16 protein-coding genes are annotated in these 15,507 nt (G+C 59.2%); 9 read left to right on the top strand and 7 right to left on the bottom strand.

Going from position 1 to position 15,507, the window contains the following annotated elements:
* Nucleotides 1-87 precede the first annotated feature (87 nt).
* Complete coding sequence (clpA, locus tag ACR0C6_RS14325) at nt 88-2,412, bottom strand: ATP-dependent Clp protease ATP-binding subunit ClpA (RefSeq protein WP_171118822.1); 2,325 nt, start codon at nt 2,410-2,412, stop codon at nt 88-90.
* A gap of 174 nt (nt 2,413-2,586) precedes the next feature.
* Complete coding sequence (gloB, locus tag ACR0C6_RS14320; RefSeq protein ID WP_480446070.1) at nt 2,587-3,354, bottom strand: hydroxyacylglutathione hydrolase; 768 nt, start codon at nt 3,352-3,354, stop codon at nt 2,587-2,589.
* A gap of 61 nt (nt 3,355-3,415) precedes the next feature.
* Here gloB and ACR0C6_RS14315 point away from each other — a divergent pair, with 61 nt between their 5' ends.
* The 7 genes from ACR0C6_RS14315 (at nt 3,416) to ACR0C6_RS14285 (ending at nt 9,771) form a co-directional block, all read left to right on the top strand.
* The gene (locus tag ACR0C6_RS14315) at nt 3,416-4,150 is read left to right on the top strand and encodes a class I SAM-dependent methyltransferase (protein WP_152459015.1); all 735 of its coding nucleotides are present in this window, start codon (nt 3,416-3,418) and stop codon (nt 4,148-4,150) included.
* Nucleotides 4,151-4,449: 299 nt separating this feature from the next.
* Entirely contained in the window at nt 4,450-5,010 is a 561-nt protein-coding gene (locus tag ACR0C6_RS14310) for a F0F1 ATP synthase subunit delta (protein ID WP_171118817.1), read from the top strand.
* Nucleotides 5,011-6,549 (top strand): F0F1 ATP synthase subunit alpha, encoded by a 1,539-nt coding sequence (gene atpA, locus ACR0C6_RS14305; RefSeq protein WP_152459013.1) that lies wholly within the window; start codon nt 5,011-5,013, stop codon nt 6,547-6,549.
* 15 nt (nt 6,550-6,564) lie between these two features.
* Nucleotides 6,565-7,440 (top strand): F0F1 ATP synthase subunit gamma, encoded by an 876-nt coding sequence (locus ACR0C6_RS14300; RefSeq protein ID WP_155144879.1) that lies wholly within the window; start codon nt 6,565-6,567, stop codon nt 7,438-7,440.
* 18 nt (nt 7,441-7,458) lie between these two features.
* Complete coding sequence (gene atpD, locus ACR0C6_RS14295; RefSeq protein ID WP_480619879.1) at nt 7,459-8,883, top strand: F0F1 ATP synthase subunit beta; 1,425 nt, start codon at nt 7,459-7,461, stop codon at nt 8,881-8,883.
* Nucleotides 8,884-8,895: 12 nt separating this feature from the next.
* Nucleotides 8,896-9,306, top strand: coding sequence for a F0F1 ATP synthase subunit epsilon (locus ACR0C6_RS14290; protein ID WP_171168948.1), 411 nt, complete (start codon nt 8,896-8,898; stop codon nt 9,304-9,306).
* A gap of 114 nt (nt 9,307-9,420) precedes the next feature.
* Nucleotides 9,421-9,771, top strand: a complete 351-nt coding sequence (locus ACR0C6_RS14285) for an H-type lectin domain-containing protein (RefSeq protein WP_480619877.1) — start codon at nt 9,421-9,423, stop codon at nt 9,769-9,771.
* 44 nt (nt 9,772-9,815) lie between these two features.
* Here the strand turns inward: ACR0C6_RS14285 and rpiB are convergent, their stop codons facing one another.
* On the bottom strand, nt 9,816-10,265 hold the full coding sequence (gene rpiB, locus ACR0C6_RS14280; RefSeq protein WP_170346044.1) for a ribose 5-phosphate isomerase B: 450 nt from the start codon (nt 10,263-10,265) through the stop codon (nt 9,816-9,818).
* 104 nt (nt 10,266-10,369) lie between these two features.
* Nucleotides 10,370-11,389, bottom strand: coding sequence for a ribose-phosphate pyrophosphokinase (locus ACR0C6_RS14275; RefSeq protein ID WP_152459007.1), 1,020 nt, complete (start codon nt 11,387-11,389; stop codon nt 10,370-10,372).
* Between the two features lie 107 nt (nt 11,390-11,496).
* On the opposite strand from ACR0C6_RS14275, the gene ACR0C6_RS14270 reads away from it, so the two are divergent.
* Both ACR0C6_RS14270 and ACR0C6_RS14265 read left to right on the top strand, forming a co-directional pair.
* A complete protein-coding gene (locus ACR0C6_RS14270; protein ID WP_480619875.1) occupies nt 11,497-12,099 on the top strand; it encodes a DsbA family protein in 603 nt (200 codons plus the stop codon).
* Nucleotides 12,096-12,929, top strand: a complete 834-nt coding sequence (locus ACR0C6_RS14265; protein WP_480619873.1) for an alpha/beta fold hydrolase — start codon at nt 12,096-12,098, stop codon at nt 12,927-12,929. Before ACR0C6_RS14270 ends, ACR0C6_RS14265 begins: the two co-directional genes overlap by 4 nt.
* Here ACR0C6_RS14265 and ACR0C6_RS14260 read toward each other — a convergent pair.
* From ACR0C6_RS14260 to ACR0C6_RS14250, 3 genes are read right to left on the bottom strand one after another with little or no spacing between them, the layout of a single operon-like run.
* Entirely contained in the window at nt 12,916-13,950 is a 1,035-nt protein-coding gene (locus ACR0C6_RS14260; RefSeq protein WP_480619871.1) for a threonine aldolase family protein, read from the bottom strand. The genes ACR0C6_RS14265 and ACR0C6_RS14260 overlap by 14 nt on opposite strands.
* A complete protein-coding gene (locus tag ACR0C6_RS14255; protein ID WP_480619869.1) occupies nt 13,950-14,423 on the bottom strand; it encodes a YcgN family cysteine cluster protein in 474 nt (157 codons plus the stop codon). The genes ACR0C6_RS14260 and ACR0C6_RS14255 overlap by 1 nt, the downstream gene beginning before the upstream one ends.
* Nucleotides 14,420-15,352: a bifunctional riboflavin kinase/FAD synthetase gene (locus tag ACR0C6_RS14250; RefSeq protein ID WP_480619867.1), complete on the bottom strand. Its 933-nt coding sequence runs from the start codon at nt 15,350-15,352 to the stop codon at nt 14,420-14,422. The genes ACR0C6_RS14255 and ACR0C6_RS14250 overlap by 4 nt, the downstream gene beginning before the upstream one ends.
* Nucleotides 15,353-15,507 lie beyond the last annotated feature (155 nt).

Below are 15,507 nucleotides of genomic sequence, written 5' to 3'. Positions count from 1 at the left end.
CTTTTTCCGTCGCATTTTATTGTGCCGCCACTTAAAAAGCCCGGCGATGGGGATCGCCGGGCTTTGAAGGAGTTGTCTGTTTTCCGGTCAGTCTGCCGTCAACAGAGGTGGCTTGTCTCCTGAAATGCGCCGTTGGTCCGGGCCAAGAATTTCAAGATCCAGTTCGCCTTTCTTGACCGAGACACGCACCACGCCGCCCTTGGCCAGCTTGCCGAACAACAGCTCTTCGGCCAGCGGCTTCTTGATGTGCTCCTGAATGACACGACCCAGCGGGCGTGCACCCATCTTGTCGTCATATCCCTTGTCGGCCAGCCACTCGGCAGCTTTCGGGGTCAGGTCGATGGTCACGCCACGATCCAGCAGTTGTGCCTCAAGCTGTAGGACGAATTTCTCGACCACCTGCAAAATGACCTCTTTCGGCAGCGGTGCGAAGGAGATCACGGCATCCAGACGGTTGCGGAATTCCGGTGTGAACATGCGCTCGATCGCGGCCGTGTCTTCGCCTTCGCGCCGATCGCGACCGAAGCCGATGGCGGCCTTGGCCTGTTCCTGCGCGCCCGCGTTCGAGGTCATGATCAGCACCACGTTGCGGAAATTCACCGTGCGCCCGTTGTGATCGGTCAGCTCGCCATGGTCCATCACCTGCAACAGGATGTTGAACACGTCCGGGTGGGCCTTTTCGATTTCGTCCAGCAGCAATACGCAATGCGGATGCTGGTCGACACCGTCGGTCAGCAGACCACCCTGATCAAACCCGACATAGCCCGGAGGGGCACCGATCAGGCGGGAAACCGCATGTTTCTCCATGTATTCCGACATGTCGAAACGCAGCAGTTCTACACCCAAGGTATCCGCCAGCTGTTTCGCCACCTCGGTTTTGCCAACCCCCGTCGGACCGGCAAACAGATAGTTGCCGATGGGTTTTTCAGGTTCGCGCAGACCGGCACGGGCCAGTTTGATCGCACTGGACAGCGCCTCGATGGCCAGATCCTGACCAAACACCACCCGTTTCAGCGATGCTTCGAGGTCTTTCAGCACCAACGCATCATCCTTGGTGACGTTCTTGGGCGGAATACGCGCGATCTTAGCGACAACCGCCTCGATCTCTTTGACGCCAATGGTCTTGCGCCGCTTGCTTTCCGCGACCAGATGCTGCGCCGCGCCGGCCTCGTCGATCACATCGATGGCCTTGTCGGGCAGCTTGCGGTCGTTGATGTAACGCGCCGACAGCTCGACCGCCGTCTTGATCGCATCGGCGGTGTATTTGATGTCATGATGCTCTTCGAAATAAGGCTTCAGCCCGCGCAAAATCTTTACGCTGTCTTCCACCGAAGGTTCGTTCACGTCGATCTTCTGGAACCGGCGGCTCAGCGCTCGGTCCTTTTCGAAGTGCTGACGGAACTCTTTGTAGGTGGTCGAGCCCATGGTGCGCAGTTTGCCGCCCTGAAGCGCAGGCTTCAGCAGGTTCGAGGCATCCATAGCCCCGCCCGAGGTCGCCCCGGCACCGATCACGGTATGAATCTCGTCGATGAACAACACCGCGTCCGGGTGATCCTCCAGTTCGGTCACAACCGCTTTCAGACGTTCTTCGAAATCACCGCGATAGCGGGTTCCGGCCAGCAGCGCGCCCATGTCCAACGAATAGATCGTGGTATTGGCCAGCACATCGGGGGCCTCGCCACCGACGATCTTGTGCGCAAGGCCTTCTGCGATGGCGGTCTTGCCCACACCCGGATCCCCCACCAGCAGCGGGTTGTTCTTGCGGCGGCGGCACAGCACCTGGATGCAGCGTTCCACCTCATCCGAGCGTCCGATCAGCGGATCGACATCGCCAGCTCGAGCCTTGGCGTTCAGATCCACGCAGTATTTTCCCAGCGCGCTTTCTTTCTGTTCGGCTTCGCCGGATGCGGTCTGGGCGTCTTCTTCCACCTGATCCGCACCGGATACCGAGCGGCTTTCGCCATAGGCAGGATCCTTGGCGACGCCATGCGCGATGAAATTGACCGCGTCGTAACGGGTCATGTCCTGCTCTTGCAGGAAATAGGCGGCATTGCTTTCGCGTTCGGCGAATATGGCGACCAGAACGTTGGCGCCGGTCACTTCGGTCCGGCCCGAGCTTTGCACGTGGATCGCGGCGCGCTGAATGACGCGCTGGAACGCTGCGGTGGGTACGGCTTCGGATCCGTCGATATCTGTTACCAGATTCGAAAGATCCTCGTCGATGAACTCCACCAAAGTGCTGCGCAACTCGTCCAGATCGACACTGCACGCTTTCATGACGCGCACGGCATCGGGTTCTTCCAGAAGGGCCAGCAGCAAATGCTCCAGCGTTGCGAATTCATGGCGCCGTTCATTTGCAGCCGCCAGGGCCGCGTGGATGGCTTGTTCCAATGTGCTCGAGAATGAAGGCACGCGGGTGCTCCTCTGTCTTGGGTCAGAAGGGGGCGGTTTCTTGGCCGGAACCCCATCCCAACCATGTCCTCATAATACTAGAGTTTGGTTGATCGTGGCCCGGCTTCAAGGGTTTTCTTTCACTTGACAGTCACATTTGTTGTGACCGTGGCCCTGAAGAGGAGCAAATAGGCATCAGAACCGGTCTTTTCTAGCCCGAATTTCGGCAAAAACGGCCTCGGGGTCAGCGCCCACCATACCCAATTTCGCCTGAATCGCCGGATCGGTGGCCCGCAGAAACGGATTTGTGGCCTTTTCGAGGGCCAAAGTGGACGGAACAGTGGCTTTTCCGGCCGCACGCGCGCGGTCGATATCCGCAATGCGATCTTTCAGGGCCTGGTTTTCGGGATCGACTGTAATCGCGAATTTGGCATTGGATTGTGTATATTCGTGCCCTGAACAGACCAAAGTGTCGTCCGGCAGGGCGGCCAGTTTGTTCAAAGAGGCCCACATTTGCGCGGGTGTGCCCTCGAACAGGCGCCCACAACCCAGCGCCATCAGGCTGTCGGCGGTGAACACGGCGGAACTCTGAGGCATGTAGAACGCGATATGGCCATCCGTATGCCCGGAAACGTCCAGAACCTGAACCGGTTCGCCGCCGATCTCGAAACTGTCCCCCTCGGTAACTTGCTGATCCAGCGGCGGCAGGCGATTTGCGTCAGCGGCGGCCCCGATGACTTTTGCCGGCTGTTTGGCCAAAATTCCCGCAAGCCCGTCCACGTGATCCCAGTGATGATGGGTCAACAGCACATGTGACAGTGTCCACCCCCGATCATCCAGCGCCTTCAGGACCGGTGTGGCCTCGGGCGCGTCGATCAGAGCGGTCTGGCCAGTGACGGCGTCATGCGCCAGAAAGGCGTAATTGTCGCTGAGGCACGGGATTGTAACGATTTCAAGAGGCATGGCCTTTTGCCCTTTCATTGCTAGACTGCGCCCAGCTAAGCCGATTGACCGGATGTCCGCAATGCATCTTGATGTACAGGATCTGAGGAACTTCTATTACCGCAGCACATTGGGGCGTGCGGCGCAGGCGGCTATTCGCGGGCGTCTGATCGAGCTTTGGCCCGAAGCAAAAGGGCAGACAGTGGCGGGATTCGGTTTTGCGGTGCCTTTGCTGCGCCCTTACCTGTCGGATGCGCGCCGGGTCATCGGGTTGATGCCGGGGCCACAGGGCGTGATGCCATGGCCGGCAGGCATGCCCAACGTTTCGGTCCTGACCGAAGAAACCCTCTGGCCGATCGAGACCGGCCACGTGGACAAGCTTGTGGTGATGCATGGGCTGGAAACGTCGGAACGGCCAAACCAGTTGCTTGACGAATGCTGGCGCGTGCTGGGCCCCGGTGGCCGGGCCGTCTTCATAGTACCCAACCGGGCGGGCCTGTGGTCACGGTCGGACAAGACCCCGTTCGGGTTCGGGCGCCCGTACTCGGCAACTCAGTTGGAAAACCAGCTCAAGGCGCATCACTTCCTGCCCGAGGTGCATTGCTCGGCCTTGTACATGCCTCCGTCGTTCCGGCGATTCTGGTTGAAATCCGGCAACCTGATCGAAAAGACCGGCCAGCGGATTCCGACGGTCATGGCCGGTGGGGTGCTGATGGTCGAAGTCAGCAAGCATATCCGCCCGCCAAGCGGCAGCGTGACCAAGGACGCGGTCAAAAAGCCGATCAAGGCACTGGACGGCTTGCTGAAGCCCGCCTGAGACCCCTGCAATTCCATGCGAAAATTTGAGGAAAAAAAGTCACAGGAATCGCAAAAACCTGCATATTCGTAACATTTTTCAACTGGGCCAATGTGTTCAAACCGTCGCACTTGCCGTAAGTTAATGAAAAATAACAATTTGTGGATAAATCTGTTACCGCTATAGCGTATTGCTTGGTTGGTTCGGCTCTGCTACATCCCCGGTGATTTTGATCCCCGACCGTCTGGCCGGGGTTTCTTCACGCCCCCGGGGTAGCTGCCGCACGCGAATTCGGGGCCCAAAATATCGGAAGGGTGGACGTGTCCGAACCAGCTTCGATTTCCACTGGCATCGCCGAGCGCTATGCCACCGCGATCTTCGAGATCGCAAAAGAGAACAACGACCTTGCAGGTCTGGAATCCGGCATCAATGATCTGGCAGCCGCGCTGGACGACAGTGCAGAGCTGCGCGACCTGATCGCATCGCCGCTGGTTTCCCGCGCTGAACAGGAAGGCGCGATCACCGCGATCGCAGACAAGATGGGTCTGAACCCCATCCTGCGCAACACGCTGGGTCTGATGGCGCAAAAGCGCCGCCTGTTCGTCGTGCCGCAACTGCTGAAGGTTCTGCGCGACATGCTGGCCGAAGAGCGCGGCGAAGTGACCGCCGAGGTTGCCTCGGCCAAGGCGCTGACCAAGACCCAGATGGAAAAACTGTCCAAGACACTGTCCGAGCGCGTGGGCAAGACGGTGACAATCAACGCGACCGTGGATGAAAGCCTCATCGGCGGTCTTGTCGTTAAAGTGGGCTCGAAAATGATCGACAGTTCGATCCGTTCGAAGCTGAACTCCCTACAGAATGCAATGAAAGAGGTCGGATAAATGGGAATCCAAGCTGCAGAGATTTCTGCAATCCTGAAGGACCAGATCAAGAATTTTGGTCAGGAAGCCGAAGTGGCCGAGATCGGTCGCGTGCTGAGCGTCGGTGACGGGATTGCCCGTGTATACGGTCTGGACAATGTGCAAGCCGGTGAGATGGTCGAATTCCCCGGCGGCATCATGGGCATGGCGCTGAACCTGGAAAGCGACAACGTCGGTGTCGTTATCTTCGGTTCCGACCGTGACATCAAAGAAGGTGACACCGTCAAGCGCACCAACTCGATCGTGGACGTTCCGATCGGTGACGAGCTGCTGGGCCGCGTTGTGGACGGTCTGGGCAACCCGCTGGACGGCAAAGGCCCGATCAACGCAACCAAGCGTGGCGTTGCAGACGTAAAAGCGCCCGGCATCATCCCGCGTAAATCGGTTCACGAGCCGATGGCAACCGGCCTGAAATCGGTTGACGCGATGATCCCGATCGGCCGTGGCCAGCGTGAGCTGATCATTGGTGACCGTCAGACCGGCAAAACCGCCGTTGCTCTGGACGCAATCCTGAACCAGAAAACCTACAACGACGCAGCAGGCGACGACGAGTCGAAGAAACTGTACTGCGTTTACGTAGCGATCGGTCAAAAGCGTTCGACCGTTGCACAGCTGGTGAAGAAACTGGAAGAATCCGGTGCGATTGAATACTCGATCGTTGTGGCCGCAACCGCTTCGGACCCGGCTCCGATGCAGTTCCTGGCGCCCTACGCCGCAACTGCGATGGCCGAATACTTCCGCGACAACGGCCGCCACGCGCTGATCATCTATGATGACCTGTCGAAACAGGCTGTGTCCTATCGTCAGATGTCGCTGCTGCTGCGTCGTCCGCCCGGACGTGAAGCCTATCCTGGCGACGTTTTCTACCTCCACTCCCGTCTGCTGGAACGTTCGGCGAAGCTGAACGAAGACTTTGGTGCGGGCTCGCTGACCGCTCTGCCGGTTATCGAAACGCAAGGTGGTGACGTTTCGGCGTTTATTCCGACCAACGTGATCTCGATCACCGACGGCCAGATCTTCCTGGAAACCGAACTGTTCTATCAGGGCATCCGTCCTGCCGTGAACACCGGTCTGTCGGTTTCGCGTGTGGGCTCTTCGGCTCAGACCAACTCGATGAAGTCGGTTGCCGGTCCGGTTAAGCTGGAACTGGCTCAGTACCGCGAAATGGCGGCCTTCGCGCAGTTCGGTTCCGACCTCGACGCCGCAACCCAGCAGCTGCTGAACCGTGGTGCGCGTCTGACCGAGCTGATGAAACAGCCGCAGTACTCGCCGCTGACCAACGCTGAAATCGTCTGCGTCATCTTCGCAGGTACCAACGGTTACCTCGACAAGATCGATGTTTCCGACGTTGGCCGTTACGAAGCTGGCCTGCTGGCACACCTGCGTGGCAAGCACGCGGATCTGCTTCAGTGGATCACGGACGAAGACCCCAAGATCAAGGGTGACGCTTCCGACAAGATCAAGGCTGCGCTGGACGAATACGCCGCAACCTTCGCTTAAGGGAGAGGCGGGCATATGCCAAATCTTAAGGACCTTAAAAACAGGATCGAGTCGGTCAAATCGACCCGCAAGATCACCAAGGCCATGCAGATGGTCGCGGCTGCAAAACTGCGCCGCGCCCAGGAATCTGCCGAAGCCTCGCGTCCATATGCCGAACGGTTCAATGCCGTGATGGCAGGGCTGGCGGCTTCGGTCGGGGGCAGCGACAGCGCCCCCAAGCTGCTCCGTGGTACGGGCAGTGATGATGTCCATCTGCTGGTTGTCATGACAGCTGAACGCGGCCTTTGCGGCGGCTTCAACTCGAACATCGCCAAGCTGGCCCGTGTCAAAGCGGAAGAGCTGCGCCTGAAAGGCAAGACAGTCAAGGTTTTGACCGTCGGCAAGAAAGGTCGCGACGCGCTCAAGCGTGATTTTGGCGATCTGTTCGTTGGACATATCGACCTGAGCGAGGTCAAGCGCATCGGTTACACCAACGCGCAGGACATCGCGAAGGACATCCTGTCCCGCTTTGACGGGGGTGAGTTCGACGTTGCCACGATCTTCTACTCGAAGTTTGTAAACGTTGTGACCCAGATCCCGACGGCACAGCAGGTCATTCCCGCCTCGTTCGAGGAAACTGAGGGTGACGACAGCGGTGCGGTATTCGACTACGAGCCCAGCGAAGAGGCCATTCTGGCCGATTTGCTGCCCAAGGGGGTTGCGACCGCGATCTTCTCGGCTCTGCTCGAAAACGGGGCGTCTGAACAGGGTGCACGGATGTCCGCGATGGACAACGCGACACGCAACGCGGGCGAGATGATCGACAAGCTGACGATCCAGTTCAACCGTTCGCGTCAGGCCGTGATCACCAACGAGCTGATTGAAATTATTTCCGGCGCCGAAGCGCTGTAAGAAAACCGGAGACGAAACATGGCGAATGCAAAAGGCAAAGTCACACAGATCATCGGGGCCGTCGTCGACGTGCACTTCGAAGATCAGCTGCCTGAAATTCTGAACGCGCTGGAAACCACCAACAACGGCAAACGTCTGGTGTTGGAAGTTGCTCAGCACTTGGGTGAAAACACTGTCCGCACCATCGCGATGGACGCAACCGAAGGTCTGGTCCGTGGCGAGGAAGTAACCGACACAGGCGCACCGATTTCGGTTCCGGTTGGCAATGCTACCCTGGGCCGTATCCTGAACGTTGTCGGCGAGCCGATCGACGAAAAGGGCGACGTCGTTGCATCTGAAACCCGCGCAATCCACCAGCCCGCACCTGCGTTCGACGAACAGTCGACCGAGTCGGAAATCCTGGTGACCGGCATCAAGGTTGTTGACCTGCTGGCCCCTTACGCCAAAGGCGGTAAGATCGGCCTGTTCGGCGGCGCCGGCGTTGGCAAAACCGTTCTGATCATGGAACTGATCAACAACATCGCAAAAGTGCACTCGGGCTTCTCGGTGTTCGCGGGTGTTGGTGAACGTACCCGTGAAGGGAACGACCTGTACCACGAGATGATCGAATCGAACGTTATTAAGCCGGACAACCTGTCGGAATCGCAGGTGGCCCTGGTTTACGGTCAGATGAACGAACCTCCGGGAGCACGTGCACGTGTTGCTCTGACTGGTCTGACACTGGCCGAACAGTTCCGCGACCAGTCCGGTACCGACGTTCTGTTCTTCGTCGACAACATCTTCCGCTTTACGCAGGCGGGCTCTGAGGTTTCGGCTCTGCTGGGTCGTATTCCTTCGGCGGTGGGTTATCAGCCGACACTGGCCACCGACATGGGCGCCCTGCAGGAACGCATCACCTCGACCAAGTCGGGCTCGATCACCTCGGTTCAGGCGATCTACGTGCCTGCGGACGACCTTACCGACCCTGCGCCGGCAACCTCGTTTGCTCACTTGGACGCGACCACCGTTCTTAACCGTGCGATCTCGGAAAAGGGTATCTACCCTGCGGTTGACCCGCTCGACTCGACCTCGCGTCTGCTCGACCCGGCCATCGTTGGTGAAGAGCACTACAAGGTTGCGACCGACGTTCAGCAGATCCTCCAGCGCTACAAGTCGCTGCAGGACATCATCGCCATCCTCGGCATGGACGAACTGTCGGAAGAGGACAAACTGACCGTGGCACGTGCCCGTAAGATCGAGCGCTTCCTGTCGCAGCCGTTCGACGTGGCCGAAGTCTTTACCGGTTCGCCGGGCGTTCAGGTTCCTCTGGATGTGACCATCGCGTCGTTCAAGGCCGTTGTGGCCGGCGAATACGATCACCTGCCCGAAGCGGCCTTCCTGATGGTTGGCGGCATCGACGAAGTGATCGCCAAAGCGGAGAAGATGGCCGCAGAAGCCGCCTAAGGAGTATCCCTGATGGCAAACACGATGCAATTCGACCTCGTCAGCCCCGAGCGGAGCCTTGCTTCGCTTCAGGCGAGCGCGGTCCAGATTCCCGGCGCGGACGGGGACATGACGGCAATGCCCGATCATGCCCCCACCATCACCACGCTGCGCCCCGGTCTGCTCAAGGTCGAGGCACCCGAAGGGTCCAGCGAATACCTGGTCACCGGCGGGTTTGCCCAGATCAACGGCGACAGCCTGTCGGTTCTGGCCGAAAAGGCCATCCCGGTGGCGGAAGTAACCCGCGCGCATCTGGATGAGCTGATCGCCGAGGCGCGCGCCTCGCACGAGGTGGCGAAGGAAAACGGCGAACAGACCATTGTCGACGATGCAGCCAAGCTGCTGGCCGACATGGAAGCGCTTGGAACGCATATGAGCCTGTAACGGGCCCACTGGTGAAAAATTTGAGCGGCCTCGCAATTGCGGGGCCGTTTTTTTGTCGTGCTTTTGCCGAAATGCCGGGGTAAGTTGCGGGAATTCAAGAATAATGATGATAAGATGAAAAAGTTCCTATCCCATCCTATTGGAATTGCGCAGGGTGAAGATGTCCTGTTCTCGGAGTTTGCCGACGGCGGCGATATGTGGACCGGGCAGGGGCCGCGCGAACGCCGCACCCCCATTCGATTCAAAGAAGCATTTCGAACCCCGCCCATGGTGCAGATCGGGATCTCGCTGTGGGATGTCGACACGTCCTCGGCGCTGCGCGCAGAGGTTCAGGCCGAACATATCACCGCCGAGGGTTTTGACGCAGTATTCCGGACCTGGTCCGACACTCGGATTGCCCGCATTCGGGCAAGCTGGACCGCGATAGGAGAGGTGGCACACCCGGACGACTGGAATATTTCCTGATCCGGGTCCGCCATGTTTTCAGGCGTTTGAACGATTGATTGGGCTCAGTCGTCCTGCGCTTCGATCATGTCCACGCGCGTGGCGTGGCGGCCGCCTTCGAATTCGGCACCCAGAAACGCGTCAACGATGTCCAGTGCCAGACCTTCGCCGACAACCCGCGCGCCAATCGACAGCATGTTGGCGTTGTTGTGCTGGCGGATCATGCGGGCCGAGAATGTGTCGGAACAAACGCCGCAGCGGATGCCGGGCACTTTGTTCGCAGCCATCATGATACCCTGTCCGGTGCCGCAGAGGACGATACCCAAGCTGCAATCGCCCGAGGCAACGACCTGCGCCGCGGCCTTGCCGTGCTTGGGGTAATGGGTGCTTTCCGGGGTTGTCGGGCCGATATCAACCACGTCCCAACCTTGTTGCGCGATGTGTTTGGCCACGGACAGGCGCAGCTCGATTGCCGCGTGATCGCTGGAAAGAACAATACGTTTGTTGGCAGTCATGGGGGTGTTTCCACTTGTGTCGCCGATCGCGCCCCATGGTCAGATACCTGCGCAATCGGTATTCCGGAAATCAGGCGGCGACATGTTCGGTCGCCTCCTGTTGCTCAATCCATCTGATACATGGATTCGTAGATAGGGGTCAGCGTCTTGTCTTCGAACAGCGAAGACACACTGGTTCCGTTCCAGATGTTCAGGATCGCCTGGGTGAAGATCGGCGCAGTCGGAACGATGCGGATATTCTTTGCCTTCAAAATCTCTTTGGTCGGCTGGATCGTATCGGTCAGCACCAGCGACTTCATGACCGAGTTCGTCACCCGTTCGACCGCGGGGCCGCTCATGACGCCATGCGTGATGTACGAATGAACTTCCTTGGCGCCATTGTCCAACAGGACCTGCGCGGCCTTGCAAAGTGTTCCGGCGGTGTCACACATATCGTCGACGATCAGGCAGATCTTGTCCTTCACATCCCCGATAACGGTCATTTCCGCGACTTCGCCTGCTTTCTCGCGCCGCTTGTCAACGATCGACAAGGGGGCATTGATGCGCTTGGCCAATTCACGTGCGCGCGCCACGCCGCCCACGTCGGGTGAAACCACCATGATCTCATCCAGATTGTCCTTGAACTGGTTTTTGACATCCAGCGCAAAGATCGGCGAGGCGTACAGGTTGTCGACGGGCATATCGAAAAAGCCCTGAATCTGCGCGGCATGAAGATCCATCGTCAGAATCCGCTCGATCCCTGCGCCGGTCAGCATATTGGCCACCAGCTTGGCGCTGATGGGCGTGCGGGCCTTGGTACGGCGGTCCTGACGGGCATAGCCGAAATAGGGGATCACGGCCGTGATCCGTTGCGCCGACGAGCGGCGCAGTGCGTCGGCGATGATCAGCAGCTCCATCAGGTTGTCGTTGGCCGGGTTCGAGGTCGGCTGGATAATGAACATATCCTCGCCGCGAACGTTCTCGAACACTTCGACGAAGATCTCGCCGTCATTGAAACGTTCGACGCGCGCATCGACCAATCCCTGGTCGACACCGCGATACAGGCTCATGCGGCGGGCGATGGTTTCGGCAAGTGGAAGGTTGGCGTTCCCAGCGATAAGCTTGGGTTCGTGAAGTGTCGGCATCGGCTGAGGTCCCCGGGCAGCAATGGCAATGTGACAGATTCGTGATGTTGACACCGCTTAGCATGGCCTTACCGTCCCGCAAAGGTAACGCAGCGGAGAAAGTGAACATGACCCGGATTGACTACTTTTTTGCGACAATTTCGCCCTACAGCTATCTTGCGGGGAACCGGTTGGAAGAGATTGCGGCGAAACACGAAGCAACGATCAACTACAAGCCGCTGGACATCATGGCTCTGTTCGCACGCACCGGGGGCACGCCGCCGAAGGACCGTCATGTATCGCGCATCGAATACCGCGCTCAGGAGCTGCTGCGTCAATCGAAGAACCTGGGGATGGAGTTCAACCTGCAACCGGCGCACTGGCCGACCAACATGGCGCCGTCTTCCTATGCGATCATCGCCGCGATCAAGGATGGTTCGGGCGACGTGGGTAAGTTGTGCCAGTTGATCCTGCGCGCCTGCTGGGCCGAAGAAAAGGACGTCGCTCAGGATGATGTGATCCGGGACTGCCTGGCAAATGCCGGGTTTGACCCGGAACTGGCCAACAGCGGTCTGCTGGTCGGGGCCGAAACCTATGCCGCCAATCTGGAAGAAGCGGTGGATCGCGGCGTGTTCGGCGCGCCGTTCTACATCACGCCGGATGGTCAACGGTTCTGGGGGCAGGATCGCCTGGACGACCTGGATCGACATCTGTCCGAGATGAAAGGATGACAGCCTCGACGGAGATGCAATCCGGTTTCGTCAGACGATTGGGCGATGGTGGGCGCAAATTGCTTGCCCTTCATTGCACCATTGCGCATTCCGGTGCGTGGTCCGGCCTGGCCAAGGCATTGGATGACAGCGTGTGTCTTGTTGCGCCGGACATGCTGTCTCATGGGCGCAGTCCGGATTGGGACGGTCAAAGCGATTTCTTTCACGCTGTGACAGGGCTGGCGGCGGTCGAATTGACCGAGCCCACGGATCTGGTCGGCCATTCCTTTGGGGCGATCGTTGCGCTCAGACTGGCCATCGAGCACCCGGACCGTATACGAAGTTTGACCCTGATCGAGCCTGTGTTCTTTGCCGTGGCAAAACAGGACGCGCCCGATTTGTTCGATCGGCACCTGCGAGAGTCCCAGCCGATTGAAGCAGCGTTCCAAGCAGGCGACGAAGCGCTAGCCGCGCGGTTGTTCAACCGGATGTGGAGCACTGACATCAGCCCCAAATGGCCTGACCTGCCAGAGCGGACGCGCGCCAGCATGGTGCGTGGAATTCATGTTGTTCCTGCGTCTTATCCCGTTCTGTACGATGACCGCGCCGGGTTGCTTGACCCCGACGGATGTAAACGCGTATCGATGCCAACCCTGTTGCTGAGCGGATCAAAGACCCACCCGACGATCCCCGCAATCTGTAAGGGATTGCAGCGCCGTCTGCCGAACGCACGCCATGAGGTCGTTCAAGGTGCGGGGCACATGCTGCCCATTTCGCACCCCCGTGAAACCAGCGTGCTGCTTCGAAAGCTTTGGAAAGCTGGCCAAGAGACGGGTGTTACAACAGGCTGAGAAACTGATCGATCTCGGCTGTTCCGATCGACCAGTCGCAGACCAGTCTGCATGCAAGGCTTTCATCGTCATCATCACCTTCCAGCTCTGCCCCCCAGAGGTGGTAGATCGCCCCGGCCTCATGCAGCTGTTTGTGCTTTGCGCGTGAAAAAGCGGCAAAGATCATATTGGCCTGTGGTTCGTGTAGGAACTCGGCACCTTTTGCACGCAAGCCATCGGCCAGCCGGGCACAGTTTGCATTGGCCTGACGTGCCAATTGCAGCCACAGATCATCCTCAAGATAGGCCGCCATCTGAGCGGACAGGTAGCGATGCTTGGAGAACAGATGCGCCCCGCGTTTGCGCCGCAGCTCGAATTCCCAGGCCTTGCTCTCATCAAAGAATACCACGGCCTCGACGCCCATCAGGCCGTTTTTGGTGCCGCCGAAGCTGACCGCGTCCACGCCAGCTTTCCATGTCATGTCAGCCGGAGAGCAATTCAGGGCCACCAGGGCATTGCTGAACCGGGCCCCATCCAGATGGACCGGCAAGCCATATTCCTTTGCGACCCCGCACACCGCCTGCAACTCCTCCAGCGAATAGACCGATCCGCGCTCGGTGACCTGGGTGATCGACACCGGCCCGCGTTGCGGCCCGTGAACACCACGGGTTTCTTCGCCCAGGATGGACCCGCGCAGCGCGTCCGGCGCCATCTTGTCGCCACCGGGAACAAGGGTCAGCTTGGCGCCGGTGTAAAACTCGGGTGCGTTGCACTCGTCTTCGTGAATATGGGCAACCGGAGAGCAGAAGATCGTTTCCCAGGGGTTGGACAATGTGGCAAGGGCCAGCGAATTTGCCGCTGTCCCCGTCGCCACCAGATAGACGGCCGCCCCCGGAGCTTCAAAGATGCTGCGAATGCGGTCACGCACCTCGTTCATCATCGTGTCGGCGCCATAGGCCATCTGGTAGCCCTGATTGGCCTCGGCCAGTTTGGCCATGACCTGCGGGTGAACCGGCCCGGAATTGTCAGATGCGAAATACATCAGCTAGGCTCCTCGATAATGTAGTCTTCCCACTCTTCCATGGGGGTTTCGAACTCGGACACCGTGCGCCCCTGAACTGAAACGCCTGCGGCATGCACGGTTTCCGGCGTACCAGACAACAATGGGTGCCAGTCGTAAAGCGTTTTGCCTTCCCACAGCAGCCGATACGCGCAGGTTTGCGGCAACCAATAGGCGTATTCGTCAATATTGTCGGGTGTCATGACGATGCATTCAGGCACGAATTGATGCCGGATGTCATATTGCGTGCAGCGGCAGCTTTCATCGTCCAGCAGGCGGCAGGCGACGCAGGTCAGGGCCACTTCGCCCGAGTCTTCATCTTCCAGCTTGTTGAGGCAGCACTTGCCGCAGCCGTCACACAGGGCCTCCCACTCGCGCTGGTTCATCTTGCGCAGGGGTTTGCGTTCCCAGAACCGGGCGGGCAGGCCGGTGCGTTCAATCGGATCGGCGCTCATAGGGCGGCCAGAATGCCCCGGGCCTGTTCACAATCGGCATTCATCTGCGCGATCAGACCATCCAGCCCGTCAAATGTCATTTCAGGGCGCAGAAATTCGATCAGCCCCACCGACAAGGTCGCCCCGTACAGGTCGCCGGAAAAGTCGAACAGGAAGGTTTCGATATTTGGCACTTCGCCATGGAACATCGGGCGCATCCCAACCGAGGCCGCGCCGTGATAACTGCCCTGATGCGGGCCATCCAGCACGTCGACCAATCCCGCGTAGACACCGAATTTCGGCGGGTGGAGCCCTTCGATGGACATGTTCGCGGTTGGGAAACCCAGTTCCCGCCCGCGTTGCTCGCCGCCGATCACCTCGCCTTCGATCCTGTGCCAATGGCCAAGCATCGCGGCGGCATCCCTTGGGCGACCCTCGCTCAATGCGGTGCGGATGGCGGTTGACGAGACCACGTTTTCCGACCGCTGCATCAAAGGGGCAATCGTCACGCCAAATCCCATCTCTTGCCCGAACCGAACCAGATCGTCAGCCGTCCCACTGCGGCCCCTGCCAAAACAGAAATCGGCCCCGACCACGACATGGGACAGACCCAGACCGTCACAAATCACGTTGCGCGCGAATTCATCAGGGGAAAGCCCGGCCAGCGCCGCGTTGAACGGCAGCTCGTACAGTTTCTCCACACCCAGCTTCTCAAGCCGATGCGCCCGCGCATTGCCGCGCATCAGGCGGAACGGAGGAGAGTCCGGCGCAAAGTATTCACGTGGATGCGGCTCGAATGTCATGACCCCCAGTGGCGCATCCGGGGCCGCGTCGCGGGCCAGTTCGATGACCGACTGGTGCCCCAAATGGACGCCATCAAAATTCCCGATCGCAACGCTGGCGCCGCGATCTTCTGGCTCGACAAACTGGAAATCCCGGATGATGTGCATAGGCGATTGCGTAGCGTTGCGTTGCGATTTGTTCAAGCGGCAGTTTGAATTCAAGGCACGGGTCCTGGCGAAACACACCAAAACCATTTGTCAGACCTGATTGCACACAGGGCATCCCCGGAATGCTGTGCGACATTCGGCCAACTGCTTGATCC

The organism is Ruegeria sp. AL12, from assembly GCF_056540885.1.
The sequence above is the reverse complement of the archived record's forward strand: the minus strand, read 5'-3'. Positions and strand labels throughout refer to the sequence as shown.

Excerpts from the sequence above, each read along its gene's own strand:
- gloB (WP_480446070.1), bottom strand. The coding sequence starts at position 3,354 with ATGCCTCTTGAAATCGTTACAATCCCGTGCCTCAGCGACAATTACGCC.
- ACR0C6_RS14315 (WP_152459015.1), top strand. The coding sequence starts at position 3,416 with ATGCATCTTGATGTACAGGATCTGAGGAACTTCTATTACCGCAGCACA.
- atpA (WP_152459013.1), top strand. The coding sequence starts at position 5,011 with ATGGGAATCCAAGCTGCAGAGATTTCTGCAATCCTGAAGGACCAGATC.
- ACR0C6_RS14300 (WP_155144879.1), top strand. The coding sequence starts at position 6,565 with ATGCCAAATCTTAAGGACCTTAAAAACAGGATCGAGTCGGTCAAATCG.
- atpD (WP_480619879.1), top strand. The coding sequence starts at position 7,459 with ATGGCGAATGCAAAAGGCAAAGTCACACAGATCATCGGGGCCGTCGTC.
- ACR0C6_RS14290 (WP_171168948.1), top strand. The coding sequence starts at position 8,896 with ATGGCAAACACGATGCAATTCGACCTCGTCAGCCCCGAGCGGAGCCTT.
- ACR0C6_RS14285 (WP_480619877.1), top strand. The coding sequence starts at position 9,421 with ATGAAAAAGTTCCTATCCCATCCTATTGGAATTGCGCAGGGTGAAGAT.
- rpiB (WP_170346044.1), bottom strand. The coding sequence starts at position 10,265 with ATGACTGCCAACAAACGTATTGTTCTTTCCAGCGATCACGCGGCAATC.
- ACR0C6_RS14275 (WP_152459007.1), bottom strand. The coding sequence starts at position 11,389 with ATGCCGACACTTCACGAACCCAAGCTTATCGCTGGGAACGCCAACCTT.
- ACR0C6_RS14270 (WP_480619875.1), top strand. The coding sequence starts at position 11,497 with ATGACCCGGATTGACTACTTTTTTGCGACAATTTCGCCCTACAGCTAT.
- ACR0C6_RS14265 (WP_480619873.1), top strand. The coding sequence starts at position 12,096 with ATGACAGCCTCGACGGAGATGCAATCCGGTTTCGTCAGACGATTGGGC.
- ACR0C6_RS14260 (WP_480619871.1), bottom strand. The coding sequence starts at position 13,950 with ATGTATTTCGCATCTGACAATTCCGGGCCGGTTCACCCGCAGGTCATG.
- ACR0C6_RS14255 (WP_480619869.1), bottom strand. The coding sequence starts at position 14,423 with ATGAGCGCCGATCCGATTGAACGCACCGGCCTGCCCGCCCGGTTCTGG.
- ACR0C6_RS14250 (WP_480619867.1), bottom strand. The coding sequence starts at position 15,352 with ATGCACATCATCCGGGATTTCCAGTTTGTCGAGCCAGAAGATCGCGGC.